Here is an 18,279-nt window from a genome sequence, read left to right as displayed (position 1 = left end):
TGAGACGAGAGCACACCGCGATGGCTGAGAAGATGGCTGACAGCACCACCGCCGGCGGCAGCGAGCCGACCGGCGCCGCCTTCTACCCCCTGCACCGGCCGGGGGAGCAGATCGACCCCTCGCCCTCCTTCCCCGCCATTGAGGAGGACGTCCTGGCCTACTGGAAGGCCGACGGCACCTTCCAGGCCTCCATCGACAACCGCGGCGAGCCCTGCGACGAGTTCGTCTTCTACGACGGCCCGCCCTTCGCCAACGGCCTGCCCCACTACGGCCACCTGCTGACCGGATACGTCAAGGACGCCGTCGGGCGCTACCAGACTCAGCGCGGCAAGCGCGTCGAGCGCCGCTTCGGCTGGGACACCCACGGCTTGCCCGCCGAGCTCGAGGCCCAACGCCTGCTCGGCATCGATGACGTCACCGAGATCACCCGCCCCGGCGGCATCGGCATCGAGAAGTTCAATGAGGAGTGCCGCAGCTCCGTCCTGCGCTACACCAAGGAGTGGGAGGACTACGTCACCCGCCAGGCCCGCTGGGTCGACTTCGACAACGACTACAAGACCCTCGACCCCGACTACATGGAGTCGGTGCTGTGGGCCTTCAAGCAGCTGTGGGACAAGGGACTGGCCTACCAGGGCTACCGCGTCCTGCCTTACTGCTGGCACGACCGCACCCCCTTGAGCAACCACGAGCTCAAGATGGACGACGACGTCTACCAGGACCGACAGGACAACACGGTCACGGTGGGCCTGCGCCTGGAGGAGCCCCTGCGCCAGGGTGCCGAGCGCCCCGAGCTGGTCCTCATCTGGACCACCACGCCCTGGACCCTGCCCTCCAACCTGGCCATCGCCGTGGGCCCCGACGTCGAGTACGTGACCGTCCACGTCGACGAGGACCTCGACTCGCCGGTGGCCGGCCAGGACGTCGTCATGGCGCGTGACCTCCTGGGCGCCTACGCCCGCGAGCTCGGCGAGGAGCCGCAGGTCGTGTCCACCTGCACCGGGGCCGACCTGGTGGGGCGGCGCTACCACCCGATCTTCGACTACTTCGACGACGCCGCCCACCGGGCCGAGGGGGCCGCCCCCGGGCCGAAGGCCTGGCAGATCATCGCCGCCGACTTCGTCACCACCTCCGACGGAACCGGCCTGGTGCACATGGCCTCGGCCTTCGGTGAGGACGACATGATCGCCTGCACCGAGGCCGGCATCGAGACGGTCGTGCCCGTCGACGACGGCGGCCGCCTGACCGAGGAGGTGAGCGACTACGCCGGGCTGCAGGTCTTCGAGGCCAACAAACCCATCGTCGCCGACCTGCGCGACGGTACCGGTCCCCTGGCCCGCCGCAACGAGAACCAGCGCGCCGTCCTGGTGCGCCAGGCCTCCTACGTGCACTCCTACCCGCACTGCTGGCGCTGCCGCAAGCCGCTCATCTACAAGGCCGTCTCCTCCTGGTTCGTGCGCGTCTCGGCGATCCGCGACCGCATGGTCGAGCTCAACCAGGACATCGACTGGTACCCCGGTCACATCAAGGACGGCATCTTCGGCAAGTGGCTGGCGAACGCGCGCGACTGGTCGATCTCCCGCAACCGCTTCTGGGGCGCGCCCATCCCGGTGTGGGTCAGCGACAACCCCGACTACCCGCGCACCGACGTCTACGGCTCCTACGCCGAGCTCGAGCGCGACTTCGGCGTGAAGGTCACCGACCTGCACCGCCCCTTCATCGACACCCTCGTGCGGCCCAACCCCGACGACCCCACGGGCACGTCCATGATGCGCCGCATCCCCGACGTCCTGGACTGCTGGTTCGAGTCCGGCTCGATGCCCTTCGCCCAGGTGCACTACCCCTTCGAGAACGTCGAGTGGTTCGAGTCGCACTACCCGGGCGACTTCATCGTGGAGTACATCGGCCAGACCCGCGGATGGTTCTACACCCTCCACGTCCTGGCCACGGCCCTGTTCGACCGGCCCGCCTTCACCTCCTGCGTCTCCCACGGCATTCTCCTGGGCAACGACGGGGCGAAGATGAGCAAGTCGCTGCGCAACTACCCGGACGTCTCCATGGTCTTCGACCGCGACGGGGCCGACGCCATGCGCTGGTTCCTGCTCTCGGCGCCGGTCATGCGCGGAGGCAACCTCGTGGTCACCGACAAGGCCATCCGCGACACCGTGCGCCAGGTGGTGCTGCCGCTGTGGAACACCTGGTACTTCTTCGCCCTCTACGCGGGTCAGGCGGGCCAGTCCGGCTACGTCACCGACGGCGTCGACCTGAGCGACGCGAGCCTGTTCGCCAAGCACGGTGGCCTGCACGTCATGGACCGCTACGTCCTGGCCCGCACCAAGGATCTGGCCGAGACGGTGGCCGCCCAGATGGACGGCTACGACATCACCGGGGCCTGCGCCACGATCCGTGACTTCCTCGACGTGCTCACCAACTGGTACCTGCGCACCTCGCGCCAGCGCTTCACCGACGGTGAGACGGCCGCCTTCGACACCCTGGCCACCGTGCTGCGCGTGCTCACCGAGGTCATGGCGCCGCTGGCGCCGCTGGTGAGCGAGGAGATCTGGCGGGGCCTGACCGGTGGGCGCTCCGTGCACCTGACCGACTGGCCCGTGCTGCCCAACCACGTCGCCAACGCCGAGCTCGTCACGGCCATGGATGAGGCCCGCGCGGCGGTCTCGGCCGCCCTGAGCCTGCGCAAGGCCGAGAAGCTGCGCGTGCGCCAGCCGCTGCGCAGCCTGACCATTGCCACGGCCGACCCGGCCGGGCTGGCCCCCTTCCGCGAGCTCGTGGCCGAGGAGGTCAACGTCAAGGAGGTGCGGGTCCTGGACGCCGAGTCTGCCGGCTACGAGGCCCGAACGGACCTGGCCCTCAACCCGCGCGCCTTCAGCCCCGAGGTCCGCAAGCTCACCTCCAGGCTCTTCGCCGCCGTCAAGGCGGGCCAGTGGGAGCTCACCGAGGACGGGGACGTGCGCTTCAACGACGTCCTGCTCGACGGCACCCCCGTGGTCCTGGAGGCGGAGGACTCCGCCTTCACCCTGACCACCCGCATCGAGGTCGATGACGACTCCCTGGCCGCCACCATGCTGCCCTCGGGTGCCTTCGTCGTCCTGGAAACCGCCCTCGACGACGCCCTGGAGGCCGAGGGCTGGGCCCGCGACCTGGTGCGCCTGGTCCAGGACGAGCGCAAGGCCGCCGGCCTGCACGTGGGGGATCGGATCCGCATGGAGCTGAGGGTCCCGGAGGACAAGGGCGCCTGGACCGGTGCCCACCTGGACCTCATCAAGCGGGAGGTCGGCTGCGTGGATGCCTCCGTCGTGGCGGACCCGGCTGCGAAGGATCCCACCGCCACCGTCGAGAAGGTCTCCGAGACGACGGATCGCTGATCCGACACGACGGTTGATTAACTTTCCGATTGCCTGAAGGATGGGGTGGAGTAAAACCGCTGCTCGGTCACCAGGGCTTGGCTGAGTCACGGCACTTCCTCCCACAGGTCACCTCTCCCACCTCTCGGCCAGCACGCCTCTCGTGTCGTCATGGTGACGACACGAGAGGCGTCGTGCGCTGTTTCCTCCCTGGAACGGGGTCGCTGGCCGGCTTGGCTTTGAGAGGTGCGGAGGATGAGTATCAGGGGAGACGCTGAGGCCACTTCCCCCTGTCGGCTCAGGCTGGCTCAAGGTCTACGACTCCGCCTCTCAAAGGGCGTCTGGCGGACAAGTTCCTGGTGCGTAAGTGGGGAGCCGGCGCGGCTGGTGGAGGAGTGCCTCGTGCCCCTGCTGAGGGTGTGGGACTCGCCCGACGAGATCGGCTTCGCCTCCCTTCCGAGCCGCTTGGAGACCAAGCTCCAGGTGGCCAGCAGGCTTGGAAAGGGGTTGGCCTGTGTGCGCGTCGACTTCTATGAGGCGAGAGGGCGCGTCTGCTGCGGCGAGATCACCTTCACGGACGCGGACGACTGTCTGATTTTACTTCCCCCTCGTGATGGCATGTTATCGGAGCTCGAATTTTACTGACTGAGAGGAATTCGTTCACAGAGGTCACGCTGTGATGGTTTAAAATGCGGGGGATGGCGCTGTAGATCTTCCACGAAAGTCGTCATAATCGGTGAGCGATACCCTTCAATCTTCTCGGTGCGCATGAGGAGATTCTCATGAAAACCGCTAGTCACTTGCCTTTTCTGTGCTCTTGCGTGCTACTTTCTGTGCCATTAATTCTGGCTCTCCTTCGCAGGGGTTTCATGGCTGATGTTTCATGTTGATGGGTGCTGTGATCTATCGGTCCTGAATAATGGCAGGTGATACGCAGATGACGCTCGAGGATCTTCTCCGACTGAGTCGTCGACGTCTCGGATCTCTCGCTCTGGCACTCATGGAGGCTTAGGCACTCATGGAGGCTTATTCGTAGGGTGTTGAGGGTGTTTTAAAGGGGGGGCGTGTCGCTAAGTAAGATGGCGGTTTGCTCTTGAGAGAGTTTTGGTGTCGAAGCCAGCTCAACCAAGAACAAGCCGCCGCCATGAATAGTAGCGCGAGGATTACTCGCGATGATGTCCTGGATCTGTGCGAGACGATCCACGCCGACGGCCCCCTGCCGGCCTTCGGGGCCCGGGTGCTGGGGGTGTTCCTGTGTGTGCGCCTGACCCTGATCCTGGCTGAGGCACAACCTTCCCCAGGGGCTGCTCGCCGAGGTCTACTGCGTCTCCCAGGCCACCGCCTCCCGGGTGATTGGTGCCTGCACACCCCTGATAGCCGGCGCCCTCAGCGACCAGGTACCAGTCGTGGAGGACCTGGACCCCACCGCCCAGCTGATCGTCGACGGCACCCTGCTTGAGTGCTGGTCCTGGAAGGACCGCCCTAAGCTCTACTCCGGTAAGCACAGGACCACGGGACTCAGCGTGCAGGTCGCCTGCACCCTGTCAGGAGCCCTGGCCTGGGTGTCCGACCCCCCACGACGAGAGGGGCCACGACACCGAGGCGCTGCGCCGCTGTGGCCTGAGCGACGTCCCACCCCAGGACCTACCCGACGGAGCGCAGCCACCGTTGCATGTCGGCGACAAGGGCTACACCGGACTGGGCATGATCACCCCCAGGAGAGAACCCGCGAACCTGCCCCTCCACCCCAACGACAGGACCTGCAACCGGGCCGTCAACCAGATCCGCTACAAGACCGAAAGAGCCATCGCCAACATCAAGACATGAAGGGTCCTGCACACCGGCTACAGAAGACCACCAGACACCTTCCCAGAAACCATCACAGCCATCCTCAGACTCATATTCACATACACCCCATGAATAAGCCTCGTTGTGCTCAAGTGATTTTCGTGTCATTCATTGAGACGGAGGTGCGCGTCTGCATCTGTGGCTTCGCATGTGATGAGGTGGGTGGTCCGTGATCGCCCAGGGCGTGAGAGCCCGGGGCGCGGGGGCCTGCGCTGTCGCAACGCGCGGTGGGGCGTGTAGTCATCGCGTCGGACTTCGGCCATCAGGGGGCAGGGGAGCGGGACGGGCTGCTCGGGAGCCTCGGCTAGATTAGGGCGGGACCGGAGTGCATGAGAGAGCCTCTACCCAACCCTCCACGTCGAGTAAAGGATGGCACAGTGCCCGCAGACGACGACTCCAAGCAGACCACTCCCGGCGCCGCCTTCGGCATCCCCGAGGGCGCCACAGGGGAGGAGGTCGTCGACGCCGTCTTCGGTGAGACCGGTGTCGACCCCGAGCTCCTGCCCTACCTGGAGGCGGCAGGCGCCCCCCATCCGACCGAGAGCGATGGGCTGACTGTCTCCGCCGCCGACCTTCAGGCTGCTGGTGCTCAGCAGGAGGTCGACACCGAGGTCCAGGACCGTGAGGACCTTGAGGCTCTGCGCGAGCTCGTCGCCGCTAACATGATCCCCGGCGGCGACACCGACCGTCTCGAGGAGCTCCTCGCCGAGGTGGACGCCGATGACTCCGACGACTGGGACTCTTGGGAGCCTCAGCTCCCCGACGACTCCGAGGGTGAGCACCTGCGCGACCTGGAGGCCGCTGCCCGCGGCGTCGAGGTCTCCGCCCGCATGCGCGAGGTCGAGGCCGAGATCCTCGCGCGCGCTCCCGAGCACCAGGTCCAGCCCTCCCTGGAACGAGTCGAGGCCGTCCTCGATCTCCTGGGCAACCCCGAGCGCACCTACCGCACCGTGCACATCACCGGCACCAACGGCAAGACCTCCACCGCCCGTATGACCGAGCGCCTTCTGGCCGCCGGCGGCCTGCGCACCGGCCGCTTCACCTCTCCGCACCTGGCCACCATCCGCGAGCGCATCAGCCGCGACGGTGAACCGATCAGCGAGGAGGACTTCATCGCCGCATGGGAGGACGTGGCCCCATACGTTGCCATGGTCGACGAGCGCTCTCAGGCCGCAGGTGGGCCTCGCCTGTCCTTCTTCGAGGTCCTGGCCGTCATGGCTCTGGCCGCCTTCGCCGACTATCCCGTCGACGTCGCCGTCATCGAGGTGGGCCTGGGCGGGCGGTGGGACGCCACGAACGTCATCGGCTCCGACGTCGCCGTCATCACCCCGATCGGGCGCGACCACGAGCGCTGGCTGGGCTCGTCGATCACCGAGATCGCTCACGAGAAGGCCGGCATCATCAAGGACGGCTCCACCGTCATCGTCGCCCATCAGGTCCCCGACGCCGCTGCCGAGATCGAGCAGGCAGTGGTCTCTCACCGGGCGATCGTGCGTCGGGAGCGAGACCCGCAGGAGGACCCCGCCTCACCGGAGGCCGGCGTCCTGCAGGTTCTTGACCGCCAGCTCGCCGTCGGCGGCCAGATGGTCACCTTTGCTACCGCAGCGGCCGTCTACGAGGACGCCTTCGTTCCGCTGCACGGGGAGTACCAGGCCCACAACGCCCTGCTGGCCCTGGCGGCCGCCGAGGCGATCCACGGCGGGCGCCGGCTGCCCGCGCGCATCGTCGAGGACGGCTTCGCCTCCGTCACCAGCCCGGGCCGCCTGGAGGTGCTGCGCTCCTCGCCCACGGTACTGGTCGACGCCGGACACAACCCCCACGGCATCGAGGCCCTCACCGGAGCCATCGAGGAGGCCTTCGGCTTCCAGCACCTCGTTGCGGTCCTGGGCGTCATGGCGGACAAGGATGCCGAGGGCATCCTGGCGGGCCTGGAGCCTGTGACTGACGCCGTTGTGTGCGTCCCCATCGACTCGCCCCGGGCGATGGATGTTGATGATCTGGGCGGGATCGCCCAGGAGGTCTACGGTGCCGACCGTGTCGTCGTGAGCCAGCAGCTCGGCGAGGGTGTGGCTCAGGCCGTCGCCCTGTCCGAGGGGTATGACACCCCGCTGACCTCCTCGGGAATTCTCATTGTCGGCTCCGTGGTCCTGGCCGCAGAGGCCCGCGCCCTGTTCGGCAGGCCTTGACTCCTAGCTGCTCACTTGGTTCCCCTGGGCGTCGTGGACTGTGACGTTCGACTTGTCGAATGAGCTCCCGTTCCAGCTCAGGTCAGCGCTGCCCGTGCCTGATCCGCTGTGTATCCCACGGGTGTCCGTGGGGAGCCTCTCGTTGCTCCACTCCACGTGCAGGGTGTCGCCCTGGGGCTCCAGTGAGGTGACGGTGGGCTCGTAGGACTCTGCGTCGCTGATCTTCGACAGATCGTAGGAGGCGATGAGGTTCAGCTCTTCGTCGTAGAACGCCAGAGACGGGAAGGCGGCTGAACCGCCGCCGTTGCAGGTCAGCGCCACCGCGATGGTGGGAGTGCCGTTGACGGTGTAGGTGGCTGAGGGCTCCTCGATCCTGGCGAATCCCCCGAAGCTGAGAGAGGCCTGTCCGCCGGAGAAGGATGCGGGGCCGGTGGCTGGGCACGTCGAGGGCAGGGACAGTGAGGCATTGAGGAGCGTGCTGCGGTCGGGGGCGGTGTTCGCCGGTGTGGGGGTGGGGCTGTCGGCGGTCTGGGTGGGCTGAGATGGCGATGGCGAGGTGGTCTGCGGTGTTGTCGCTGATGGCTTCTGCTCGTCTGCGGGTGTCGACGGGGCTGTCGAGTGCGGTGCTGCGGAGGTCGCCTGGCTGGATGGGGTGGAGGCGGCGTCCAAGGGTGCTGCGCCGTTCGTGCCGCAGGCACTGAGCGTCAGGGCGCACAGGAGTGGGAGCACGGGCGAGGCCCACCGGGCTCGGGAAAGGAGGATTCGGTCAACGGACTTCTGGGTGCTCATGGGAGGGTCGTCTTTCTTATGGGGAGAACGAGGAAGATGGGACGCTATGCCTGAGGCTCGGGAGGATGATTCCGGAAACCGGTCACATGATACATAGCACAAAAGGGCGTATCGGTGAGTCATGTCGCTCCGAAGCATGTACACACAGCGATCACGTCGCTTGACGTCTCCGTGTCATGTGTGGCGGTGCACGTGATCGGACTGGTCGCCAACCAATTGGTTGCCTCAACGCGCGAGGCGGCAAGGTGCGTGAGAGGATGGAACCGCGAGCGGGCGATGAGCACCTCGTCGGCCTGCTTCGGCGCGTCCCACGGACGTTCCCGGGATGTGCCGGGGCCCATCGGGTCCGTGCGGGGCCCGATCACAGCCACATGGTCGTCCTTCACCCTCGGGTGCATGACGGTCAGGCCCGGAACCAACACCTGCCAAGACCCGAGAAGGAAGCACCATGTCTTTGGACGCCGCCTGGGCCCTCGACTGGGCCCGCCGCGCCGCTGATCTGATCGCTGAGAACCGCGCAGAGCTGACCGAGCTGGACCGAGCCATCGGAGACGCCGACCACGGGGACAACCTGGACCGTGGCATGAAAGCAGTGGTCTCCAAGCTCAACGCCGCTCAGCAGGCCGGAGGCATTCCGGCGAATCCCGGAGGAGTCCTCAAGCTCGTCGCCACCACCCTCATGGCCACCGTCGGCGGCGCCGGTGGGCCGCTGCTGGGAACGGCCTTCCTCAAGGCCTCCCGCTCCAGCGAGGCCGCCTCCTGGGGGCCGGAAGAGCTGGCCCGCGCCCTGGAGGAGGCCACCTCGGGCCTGGAGGTCCGGGGGCACGCCAACAGCGGGGACAAGACCATGGCCGACGCCTGGCGCCCTGCGGCGGTGGCCGCCAAGGAGGCCGCCGAGGTCGGAGAGGACGAGGTCGGTGTCCTCACCGCAGCGGCGCAGGCTGCTGTCAAGGGCGCCCAGGACACCGAGCCCCTTCAGGCCCGTCGCGGTCGGGCCTCCTTCCTGGGGGAGCGCTCCTGCGGCCACCGCGACCCCGGAGCCCAGTCCTCCGCGCTCATCCTTCAGGCGGCTCTTGACGCCGCCTGCGACCGTGCTCCGGCCTCGATCCTGGTGGTCGAGCAGGCCTGAGCCCGGCTCTGCCATGGCCGGCAGGGGCCCGGACCCGTTATGGTCCACTCGGTCTCTCACCCGCCAACCCACCAAGGAGCCCCCATGACCAGCACGTCCCAGACCGGTCGCATCCTCGTTCTCATCAAGCCCGACGCCGTCGAGCGTCGCCTCACCGGTGAGATCCTGCGTCGTATCGAGGCCAAGGGGTACGCCCTGACGGCCCTGAAGGTCCTTACGCCCACCGAGGAGATCCTTGCCGAGCACTACGCCGAGCACGTGAACAAGCCCTTCTACCCCGGTGTCGTGGAGTACATGACCTCCGGCAACGTGGTGGCCGCGGTCGCCGAGGGGCAGCGCGTCGTCGAGGGCGTGCGCAGCCTCATGGGGCCCACAGACCCCACTAAGGCCGCCCCCGGCACCATCCGCGGAGACCTGGGACGTGACTGGGGCACCCCGGCCATCCTCAACCTCGTCCACGGCTCGGACAGCGACGAGTCCGCCGCCCGCGAGATCGCCATCTGGTTCCCCGAGCTGGCCGGCTGACTCGCAACCCGCCGCGCAGAGCGCTTGACGGCTGCCATCAGACGACGATGGTGCGCCTCCCTTCATGGGGAGGCGTACCATCGTCGTCGGTATGTGGTCGGTGAAGGCGGATGAGGACCGTGCTCAGGCCCGCTCCGCCCTCCTGAGGACCTCCTTGAGCGGGACCCGGGCGCCGGTGCGGGTGACGGCCCGGGTGTAGATCGCCGCCGCCACGCGCACCAGCAGCGGAAGGAAGACGAGTGCGATCCCCAGGGCGATCAGCTGCTCGGTCCAGGAGGAGATCCCCAGCACCAGGCGCGCCGGCATCATGAAGGGGGCGAAGGGCGGCAGGTAGGACAGCACTCGGAAGGTCACGCTGTTGGTGTCCCCAGTGGCCATCATGAAGCTCAGGACATAGGGGATCATCGAGAGCATGACCAGGGGCATGCTCACCGAGCTGACGTCCTCCTGCCGGCTCACGAGTGAGGCCGCGGCCCCGAAGGCGACCGCGAAGATCGCGTAGCCCACGATCATCCACACGATCATCGCGACGAGCACGCCGTCCAGGTTGAGACTGATGTCCGGCATGACTCCCGTTGCCTTCGCGGTGATGACCCCGGCGACGGCGACGACTCCCGTGGTCAGCACCGAGGCGATGCCGATCCCCAGGATCTTGCCGGCCAACAGTGAGCTGGGCCGTACGCAGGCCAGGAGGATCTCCACGATCCGGCTCGACTTCTCCTCCACCACTCCCTGGGCGATGAACTGACCACCGCCCATGATGGCGAACAGCAGCAGGATGTCGATCGTCATGAGGATCGCGTAGCGCGAGCCGAAGTCGGCGGAATCGCGCTGAGGGGCATGAAGCACCGTGACCTCAGGCTTGGCGGCACTGAGCTGCGAGGCCACCTGGGCGGGATCGCCTCCCAAGGATGCGATCTGCTGGCCCAGAGCCGCCTGCTGAAGGAAGGCCGTGACCCCCGAGACGACCGCGTCGTCAGCCGACTTCTCCACCGTGATGGTGGGGGCGGAGCCGGAGACGTCGAGAACCATGTCCACGTGCGGCGTGCCCTCGGGGGCGTCGTCGGCCAGGACGTCCTTCGCCTGGTGAGCGGAGACGTCAACGAGCTCAATCGTCTCCCCGTTGGAGGCGGACACCTTGTCCAACCCGGTGGCCTGAGCAACCGTCACGCCCTTGAGTCCGACCCGGTAGGCCTGGTCCTGGCCCGAGGTGTAGAGCTTGATACCGACGATGCCGCCAATGGCGGCGATGAGCAGCACCAGGGTCAGGATGATGGTCGACTTCTTCAGCAGGTGCGCCCGCAGCTCGCGGCCGGTGACCAGGGCGATCTCCTGACGGCGAGTGATAGGGGTGGTCCGGTCGCTCATCAGTGAGCCTCCTTCGTCTCGTTCGTGTCTGCCGTCCCCTCACGGGCGGCAGTGGTGAGGACGTCCCGGAAGATCTCGGTGAGCGGGTGGCGCACCGGGCCGAGCTCGCGCACCGTTCCCAGGCGCTGGGCCGTACTCAGCAGCTCCTGCTCATCGGCTCCCGCCGCGGTGATGACCAGGCGGCCGGCATCATCGAGCTCGACCGCGGGGGCGGGCAGGTTCAAGGACGCGGCCTCCACTGGGGCGCTCCCGGCGGCCTGCTCGACGACGACCCGCCACCGGGGCGCCTCGGTGGCCTGCAGCTCGGGAATCGTGCCGTCGGCCACGAGTCGGCCCGAGCGGATGATGACCACCCGGTCACACAGGCGCTCGACGACGTCGAGCTGGTGGGAGGAGAAGAGAGTGGGCACTCCGGCGGCCGCCCGCTCCTGGATGACCTGGCTCATGACGTCCACGGCCACCGGGTCCAGGCCGGAGAAGGGCTCATCGAGAATGAGCAGCTCGGGGTCGCTCACCAGCGCGGCGGCCAGCTGGACGCGCTGCTGGTTGCCCAGCGACAGGCTCTGCACCTCGTCGCCGCGGCGCTCCTCCAGGCCCAGGCGCTCGGTCCACTGGTTCGCGGCCGTCTTGGCGGCGGAGGTGGACAGTCCGTGGAGACGGGCCAGATAGATGAGCTGCTCGGCCACCTTCATCCGGGGGTAGAGGCCGCGCTCCTCGGGCATGTAGCCGATGCCGCGTCGGATAGCGGCGTCCACGGGAGTGCCCTTCCAGGTCACGGTGCCGGCGTCGGCGTGCAGCACCCCCATGACGATGCGCATCGTGGTGGACTTGCCCGCCCCGTTCGCGCCGACGAAGCCGACGATCTCACCGCGGTCCAGGGACAGGGAGAGGTCATCCAGGGCCTGCAGGCTCCCGAAGCGTTTGGACAGACCGGACAGTACGAGCATCATGGCTCCTTCGGGCTCGGGGATGAGATGGGAGGGTGAGGCGGGTATGCGTGTCGCATGCCCTCCTCCCTTGATATGGAAAGTCTGTTTGTCTTATGTGGTCGTGTCAAGTCCCTTTGTCGTTTCTGTCCCCGTGAGAACCGCCTGCGCTGTTAGGGTGGCGCCCGTGCACCTCAAGACGTTGACGATCAAGGGATTCAAGTCCTTCGCCTCGTCGACCACCCTCCGCCTGGAGCCCGGCATCACCGCCGTGGTCGGCCCGAACGGGTCCGGCAAGTCCAACGTCGTCGACGCCTTGACCTGGGTCATGGGGGAGCAGGGCGCCAAGAACCTGCGCGGCGGCTCCATGGCCGACGTCATCTTCGCCGGCGCCGGCTCTCGCCCGGCCCTCGGGCGCGCCGAGGTCTCCCTGACCATTGACAATACTGACGGCGTCCTGCCGATCGACTACACCGAGGTCACCATCTCGCGCACCCTGTTCCGTGGCGGCGGGTCGGAGTACCGGATCAACGGCAGTCCATGCCGCCTTCTCGACGTCCAGGAGCTCCTCAGCGACACCGGTCTTGGGCGCCAGATGCACGTCATCGTCGGGCAGGGGCAGCTCGACGCGGTCCTGAGCGCCACGCCCGAGGACCGCCGCGGCTTCATCGAGGAGGCCGCCGGCGTCCTCAAGCACCGCAAGCGCAAGGAGCGCGCCCTTCGCAAGCTCGAGTCCATGGCCGCCGACCTCGCCCGCGTCTCCGACCTCGCCCAGGAGCTGCGCCGCCAGCTCGGTCCCCTGGCCAGGCAGGCCGCCATCGCCCGTCGAGCCCGGAGCATCCAGGTCGAGGTCCGTGACGCCACCGCCCGGCTCCTGGCCGACGACGTCGTCCAGGCCCAGTCCCTCCTGGAGGCCGGCGATGAGGACAAGGAGGCCCTGGCGCGGCGCCGCAGCGCCGTCGAGGAGGCCGAGCGCGTCGCCAGGGTGCGTCTGAGCGAGCTGGCCGCCATCGAGACCACCTCCGCCCAGCGTCTCGCCCGTGCCGGCAGCATCTGGGAGGATCTCACCGGCACAGCCCAGTCCCTCGGTGCGCTCGCGGACGTGGCCGGTGAGCGGATCCGGCTCCTGGCCTCCGCCCCCGCTCCGAGCCACGGCACCGACCCAGAAGAGCTCGAGCGGCGGGCCGAGGCCGCTGGTCGGGAGGAGGCGGAGCTCGCCGACGCCGTCGAGGCCGCCCGCACTGCACTCAGTGACGCCACCCGGGTGCGCACGGACGCGGAGACTGCTGAGAGGGCGGCGGACCAGGAGCTCTCGGCCGCTCAGCGTCGTGTCTCAGAGCGACGCGAGACCATCGCCCGGGCCGGCGGGCGCGTCGCCTCGGCCCGCAGCCGCCATGAGGCCAGCCTGGCCGCTCTCGAGCAGGCGCGCAGTGCGCTAAGGGCCGCTGAGGCTCGGGAGGACAGCGCCCGGGCCGCCCTGGTCAAGGCCGGGGGAGGAGTGGAACCGGTAGAGGCGGCCAGCGGTGGGCTGGACGATGCCGGAGCTCGACGGCAGGAGCTCACCGAGGCAGGCGTGACGGCCGACGTGGCGGCCCGGGCCGCATCCGCGCACGACGAGGCCACGCGGCACCTGGCCGAAACCCGTGAGGCTGTCGCGGCCGCGACAGACGCGCGTAGGGAAGCCGCCTCCGACCGGGCCACCTGGACCGCCAGGCGCGACACCCTGGCCATGTCCCTGCGTGGCCAGGACGGCACGGCCGCGCTGCTGCAAGCCGGTATCGATGGTCTCCTCGGCCCGCTTGCGGGGCACCTCAGTGTCGAGCGCGGCTGGGAGAACGCCGTCGCCGCCCTCCTGGGAGTGCTCGCTGAGGCCGGCCTGGCCACCGATGCCGAGGCGGCCCTGGCCGGACTCGATCATGCCCGCAGCCAGGACATCGGGGCAGTGCGACTGGTACTGGCCGATGATCCCTCATTGAGCGCTGCCGCCGACACCGATGATGAAGGGGCGCCGGCTCCCGGTCACGGAGCGCTGGCGGCTCGCAGGCTCGTCAGTCCCGCGCAGCCGGGGAGCCTCGAGCAGGTCCTGGACGGGCTGCTCAAGAGCTCCTGGGTGGTCGAGGACCTCGAGACCGCCAGGGCGCTGCGCGCCGAGCTGCCCGACGCCGTCGTGGCCACCCGCAACGGTGACGTCCTGGCGCCCGGCTGGGTCGCCGGGGCCGGCCGAGGGGCATCCTCGGTCCTCGAGCTCGCTGCCGCCCACGAGGAGGCCGACGCTGAGGCCGCCGCCGCCGCCCAGGCCGAGACCGAGGCCGACGCGGCTCTGGAGGAGGCTCGGCGCCAGGAGGATGCCGCTCGCCAGGCGCTCAGCGAGGCACTGTCCGCCCTGCGCCAGGCTGACGCCGAGGCCGCCCGGGCCGCCGAGGCGATGGCCCGTCTGACCTCGGCGGCCCACGCCGCCGCCGAGGAGACCGGACGTGCCCGCCGGGTGCTGGAGCGTGCCGAGGCCGAGTCGGTCCAACGCACCGCCGAGCTCGCGGCTGCCACCGCCGCACTGGCCGAGGTGGAGGGTGGGTCCAAAGATGCAGAAGATTCCGGAGCGGCCGACGGCGTCGGGGGGTCGGAAGACGTGGGCGCCTCGGGGAGGAGGCGCCCCGACAGCCATGAGCGCGTACTGGAGGCTGCCCGCCAGGAGCGTGAGACCGCTGCGGATGCTGCTCGCCAGGCCCGCGCCGCCGAGACCGACGCCAGGCTCGCTCTGCGCACCGCCGAGGAGCGTGAGCGCTCCAGCCGCGGTCGCGCCGACTCGCTGCGGGCGGCCGCGCGCCGTGAACGGGAGCAGCGTGCCGCCGCCGAACGGGCCCAGCAGCGCCGCAGCGCCCAGATGGCGGTCGCCACCCATGTGCGGGATCAGGCGCGCGCCGCCGCCGAGGCGGCGCGCCTCAGTGTTCAGCAGGCAGCCGATGAGCGCGCGGCCATTGAGGCCGAACGAGCCCAGGCCCTGTCCGCAACCAATGAGGTTCGTGAGGAGATCGACCGGCTGACCAAGGAACTCGGTAGTCTCACCGATGCCGCCCACCGCGAGGAGGTGGCCAGGGCTGAGCAGCGCATGCGTCTGGAGGCCTTGGCAGGGCGCGCCATGAGCGAGCTCGGCCTGGAGCTGGACCCCCTCGTGGAGGAGTACGGGCCGCACATGCTTGTCCCCGATCTTATCGAGGACGCTGACGCAGCCTCCGGGGCTGGCACTGACCCTGCTGGAAGCCGGGATGATGCTCATGCCTCGCCCAGCACCGGTCACATGGGCCGTCCCTACGTGCGCTCCGAGCAGGAGAAGCGCCTGGCCAAGGCCTCGCGCGACCTCGCCCGACTCGGCAAGGTCAACCCGCTGGCCCTGGAGGAGCATGCGGCCTTGGAGCAGCGTCACCAGTTCCTGGCCGAGCAGCTGGCCGACCTCAAGCGCTCACGAGATGATCTGCTGAGCATCGTCGAGGAGATCGACGCTCGGGTCCAGGAGGTCTTCGCCCAGGCCTACGAGGACACCGCCCGCCAGTTCGCCTCCGTCTTCGACCGGCTCTTCCCGGGTGGAGAGGGACGTCTGGTGCTCACGGATCCTGATGACATGCTCACCACCGGCATCGAGATCGAGGCGCGCCCCGCCGGCAAGAAGGTCAAGCGGCTCTCCCTGCTCTCAGGAGGCGAGCGATCACTGGCCGCCGTGGCCCTGCTGGTGGCGATCTTCAAGGCGCGCCCCTCGCCGTTCTACGTCATGGACGAGGTGGAGGCGGCCCTGGACGACACGAACCTGGGGCGGTTGCTGGAGATTTTTACCGAGCTGCGGCGCTCCAGCCAGCTCATCATCATCACCCATCAGAAACGGACCATGGAGGTGGCTGACGCTCTCTACGGCATCACGATGCGTGACGGGGTCACCAAGGCCGTCTCGCAGAGGCTGGCCCAGCCCGACCCCGGTACGGCTGTGACTCCTGATGTCTGAGTGAAACTTGAGGAGTATGTGATAGCTTGCTTACAGTATGACGGTCGTTTTCAGATTCGAGCCACCGTTGTGTCAGGAAGTTATCAGGTTTTGTTGTTGATTGGACGACAAATGCTCGCAAAGTCTGGTCAGATCGCATTTCGCAAGGCAGAATCCTGGCCATGGGTGTCATGATTCTTCCCCTCGTTGTCGTGCTGGTCGCCGGCCTGCTTGTGCTCGGCATGGTTTGCGCCGAGCGCTTCCCGGTGCGCTCCTGGCCCTCGCGTATTCGCGGCCTGGTCCGCAACTCGCAGGAGGTGCGTCTGGAGGAGCAGGATGTCGAGGTTGAGGTCGTGCCCCAGGAGGCTCGCCTCTCCGATCTCATGACGCGCGAGGGGCCGGCTGCCTATGTCGGGACCGATGGCTTCGGAGGCCTGGTCGGCGTCGTCGGAAAGGCGATGGATGCCGCGGAGAGGACCCGCGGCTCCGCCGGCTCCCGGCGTCGCGGCCAGGTGCATGAGCCGGCTACTGGTGGACTGTCTCAGCCTCAGAGGTGAGCGGTGACGGCCGCGTCGTGAAAAAACTATGGCCGACGATTATTTTCACGACGAGATGAGGTTGTGGCCTCGCTACTTTTGGATAAAATCCTGACCTCGGGAGAACGTTTCCTTGGCGCTCCTCGTGCTTTCTCTTTATCTCGCTGCCCTTATGGTGCTTCGGTCTGAGAGCGATACGGATCAACAGGCGACGACACGGCGAGAGAACTGCGAGAGAACCGCCCGTCCTGCAGCATGCCCACAGGCATGCTGCAGTTTTTCTCCCCACGACCGAGCCGTGCGTCCGTGACTCTTGCGCCTCCCACGGGTGAGAGGTGACCAGGGGAGGACGACCCTGCCACAGTGAGTCCATGATCGGGCATGATGGGCCCATGGAACCGATCCTCATCGTTCTCGGCATCATCCTGGTCATCGTCGTCGGAGGAGGGCTGTGGCTCTATGCCGGTAGACGGCGGGGCCAGGTCCCTGACGAGATCAGCGCCCACAAGCCCATATCCGTTGAGGACCTTCTGCCCTCAGAGGGTGAGGACGCCGAGGAGGCGGAAGGGGAGGCTGAGCCGGCTGCGACGCTGGAGTCCCCCGAGTCCATCCCTGGTCGCATGCAGCGCCTCCGCGCCCGCCTGGCCGGCGCCGGCGGCTTCGGTAAGGCGGTCCTGTCCGTCCTGTCCCGAGGTGACCTCACCGAGGAGGACTGGGAGGAGATCGAGGACACCCTCCTCACCTCCGACCTCGGTATCGAGGTGACCACCTCCCTCATGGACGAGCTGCGCACTCAGGCCAAGGTCCTGGGCACCTCCGACCCCGAGGCGGTCCGCACCGTTCTGCGCGCCGAGCTGCTCAAGCTCGTCGACCCCTCCCTCGACCGCTCCCTCAACCTGAAGCGCCCCACCCGGGCCGAGGGGGCGCAGGCAGCGCCCGCCGCGGCCATCCTCATGGTGGGGGTCAACGGCACCGGCAAGACCACCACCTGCGGCAAACTGGCCCGCGTCCTGGTGGCCCAGGACAAGACCGTCGTCCTGGGGGCGGCCGACACCTTCCGCGCGGCTGCGGCCGAGCAGCTGAGCACATGGGGCGAACGTGTAGGTGTCGACGTCGTGCGCTCGGAGAAGGAGGGCGCCGACCCCGCCTCCGTCGCCTACGACGCCGCACGCCGGGCCGCCGACCAGGAGGCGGACGTCGTCGTCGTCGACACTGCCGGGCGCCTGCAGAACAAGGCCGGTCTCATGGATGAGCTGGGCAAGATCAAGCGCGTCATGGAGAAGATCGCGCCGGTCGGCGAGATCCTCCTGGTCCTGGACGCCACCACCGGCCAGAACGGTATGCGTCAGGCCCAGGTCTTCTCCGAGGCCGTCGGTATCACCGGTATCGTGCTCACCAAGCTCGACGGCACCGCCAAGGGCGGCATCGTCGTCACTGTTCAGAGGGAGCTGGGCGTTCCCGTCAAGCTCGTGGGCCTGGGGGAGGGCGCCGATGACCTGGCTCCCTTCGATCCGGAAGGCTTCGTCGACGCGCTGCTGGGCTGAGCCGTCGCTCACGGGCCTGCCCGTCTCTGCGTAACACCTCCGGCCACTCGCCTCGTTTCAGAGCCTGGGTAGCCGGAGGCGTCTCGACCATGTCGGGTG

The 18,279-nt window shown here is 68.2% G+C and carries 12 protein-coding genes; 9 read left to right on the top strand and 3 right to left on the bottom strand.

Annotated features, from left to right (window positions below; all coding sequences use genetic code 11):
• Positions 1 to 20: 20 nt before the first annotated feature.
• The 4 genes from ileS (at position 21) to FBF36_RS08715 (ending at position 7,393) form a co-directional block, all read left to right on the top strand.
• The gene (gene ileS, locus FBF36_RS08730; protein ID WP_009398779.1) at positions 21 to 3,380 is read left to right on the top strand and encodes an isoleucine--tRNA ligase; all 3,360 of its coding nucleotides are present in this window, start codon (positions 21 to 23) and stop codon (positions 3,378 to 3,380) included.
• A gap of 381 nt (positions 3,381 to 3,761) precedes the next feature.
• Entirely contained in the window at positions 3,762 to 4,004 is a 243-nt protein-coding gene (locus tag FBF36_RS08725) for an ATP-grasp fold amidoligase family protein (protein WP_034493637.1), read from the top strand.
• An 810-nt stretch (positions 4,005 to 4,814) separates the two neighbouring features.
• A complete protein-coding gene (locus tag FBF36_RS13480) occupies positions 4,815 to 5,186 on the top strand; it encodes a transposase family protein (RefSeq protein ID WP_225792330.1) in 372 nt (123 codons plus the stop codon).
• 398 nt (positions 5,187 to 5,584) lie between these two features.
• Entirely contained in the window at positions 5,585 to 7,393 is a 1,809-nt protein-coding gene (locus FBF36_RS08715; RefSeq protein ID WP_009398785.1) for a bifunctional folylpolyglutamate synthase/dihydrofolate synthase, read from the top strand.
• 3 nt (positions 7,394 to 7,396) lie between these two features.
• On the opposite strand, the gene FBF36_RS08710 is transcribed toward FBF36_RS08715, so the two are convergent.
• Positions 7,397 to 8,182: a hypothetical protein gene (locus FBF36_RS08710; RefSeq protein WP_034493639.1), complete on the bottom strand. Its 786-nt coding sequence runs from the start codon at positions 8,180 to 8,182 to the stop codon at positions 7,397 to 7,399.
• A gap of 448 nt (positions 8,183 to 8,630) precedes the next feature.
• Here FBF36_RS08710 and dhaL point away from each other — a divergent pair, with 448 nt between their 5' ends.
• A complete protein-coding gene (dhaL, locus tag FBF36_RS08705) occupies positions 8,631 to 9,311 on the top strand; it encodes a dihydroxyacetone kinase subunit DhaL (protein WP_009398789.1) in 681 nt (226 codons plus the stop codon).
• 84 nt (positions 9,312 to 9,395) lie between these two features.
• Complete coding sequence (ndk, locus tag FBF36_RS08700) at positions 9,396 to 9,836, top strand: nucleoside-diphosphate kinase (RefSeq protein WP_009398790.1); 441 nt, start codon at positions 9,396 to 9,398, stop codon at positions 9,834 to 9,836.
• A gap of 123 nt (positions 9,837 to 9,959) precedes the next feature.
• On the opposite strand, the gene FBF36_RS08695 is transcribed toward ndk, so the two are convergent.
• Both FBF36_RS08695 and FBF36_RS08690 read right to left on the bottom strand, forming a co-directional pair.
• On the bottom strand, positions 9,960 to 11,204 hold the full coding sequence (locus FBF36_RS08695; protein ID WP_009398791.1) for an ABC transporter permease: 1,245 nt from the start codon (positions 11,202 to 11,204) through the stop codon (positions 9,960 to 9,962).
• Entirely contained in the window at positions 11,204 to 12,151 is a 948-nt protein-coding gene (locus FBF36_RS08690) for an ABC transporter ATP-binding protein (protein ID WP_034493642.1), read from the bottom strand. Before FBF36_RS08690 ends, FBF36_RS08695 begins: the two co-directional genes overlap by 1 nt.
• A gap of 166 nt (positions 12,152 to 12,317) precedes the next feature.
• Between FBF36_RS08690 and smc the strand changes: the two genes are divergently transcribed.
• The 3 genes from smc to ftsY all read left to right on the top strand — a co-directional run bounded on the left by smc (position 12,318) and on the right by ftsY (position 18,180).
• Positions 12,318 to 16,121 carry a chromosome segregation protein SMC gene (smc, locus tag FBF36_RS08685; protein ID WP_138137386.1) on the top strand — a complete coding sequence of 1,268 codons (3,804 nt, stop codon included), beginning with the start codon at positions 12,318 to 12,320 and terminating at the stop codon, positions 16,119 to 16,121.
• Between the two features lie 161 nt (positions 16,122 to 16,282).
• Positions 16,283 to 16,657: a hypothetical protein gene (locus FBF36_RS08680; RefSeq protein ID WP_138137384.1), complete on the top strand. Its 375-nt coding sequence runs from the start codon at positions 16,283 to 16,285 to the stop codon at positions 16,655 to 16,657.
• Positions 16,658 to 17,028: 371 nt separating this feature from the next.
• A complete protein-coding gene (gene ftsY, locus FBF36_RS08675) occupies positions 17,029 to 18,180 on the top strand; it encodes a signal recognition particle-docking protein FtsY (RefSeq protein WP_034491478.1) in 1,152 nt (383 codons plus the stop codon).
• The last annotated feature ends 99 nt before the right edge of the window (positions 18,181 to 18,279 follow it).

Source organism: Actinomyces sp. oral taxon 171 str. F0337 (assembly GCF_005696555.1).
Taxonomy (GTDB): Bacteria; Actinomycetota; Actinomycetes; order Actinomycetales; family Actinomycetaceae; genus Actinomyces; species Actinomyces oris_E.
The sequence above is the reverse complement of the archived record's forward strand: the minus strand, read 5'-3'. Positions and strand labels throughout refer to the sequence as shown.

Excerpts from the sequence above, each read along its gene's own strand:
- dhaL (WP_009398789.1), top strand. The coding sequence starts at position 8,631 with ATGTCTTTGGACGCCGCCTGGGCCCTCGACTGGGCCCGCCGCGCCGCT.
- ftsY (WP_034491478.1), top strand. The coding sequence starts at position 17,029 with ATGGAACCGATCCTCATCGTTCTCGGCATCATCCTGGTCATCGTCGTC.
- FBF36_RS08680 (WP_138137384.1), top strand. The coding sequence starts at position 16,283 with ATGGGTGTCATGATTCTTCCCCTCGTTGTCGTGCTGGTCGCCGGCCTG.
- ndk (WP_009398790.1), top strand. The coding sequence starts at position 9,396 with ATGACCAGCACGTCCCAGACCGGTCGCATCCTCGTTCTCATCAAGCCC.
- FBF36_RS08710 (WP_034493639.1), bottom strand. The coding sequence starts at position 8,182 with ATGAGCACCCAGAAGTCCGTTGACCGAATCCTCCTTTCCCGAGCCCGG.
- FBF36_RS08690 (WP_034493642.1), bottom strand. The coding sequence starts at position 12,151 with ATGCTCGTACTGTCCGGTCTGTCCAAACGCTTCGGGAGCCTGCAGGCC.
- ileS (WP_009398779.1), top strand. The coding sequence starts at position 21 with ATGGCTGAGAAGATGGCTGACAGCACCACCGCCGGCGGCAGCGAGCCG.
- FBF36_RS08695 (WP_009398791.1), bottom strand. The coding sequence starts at position 11,204 with ATGAGCGACCGGACCACCCCTATCACTCGCCGTCAGGAGATCGCCCTG.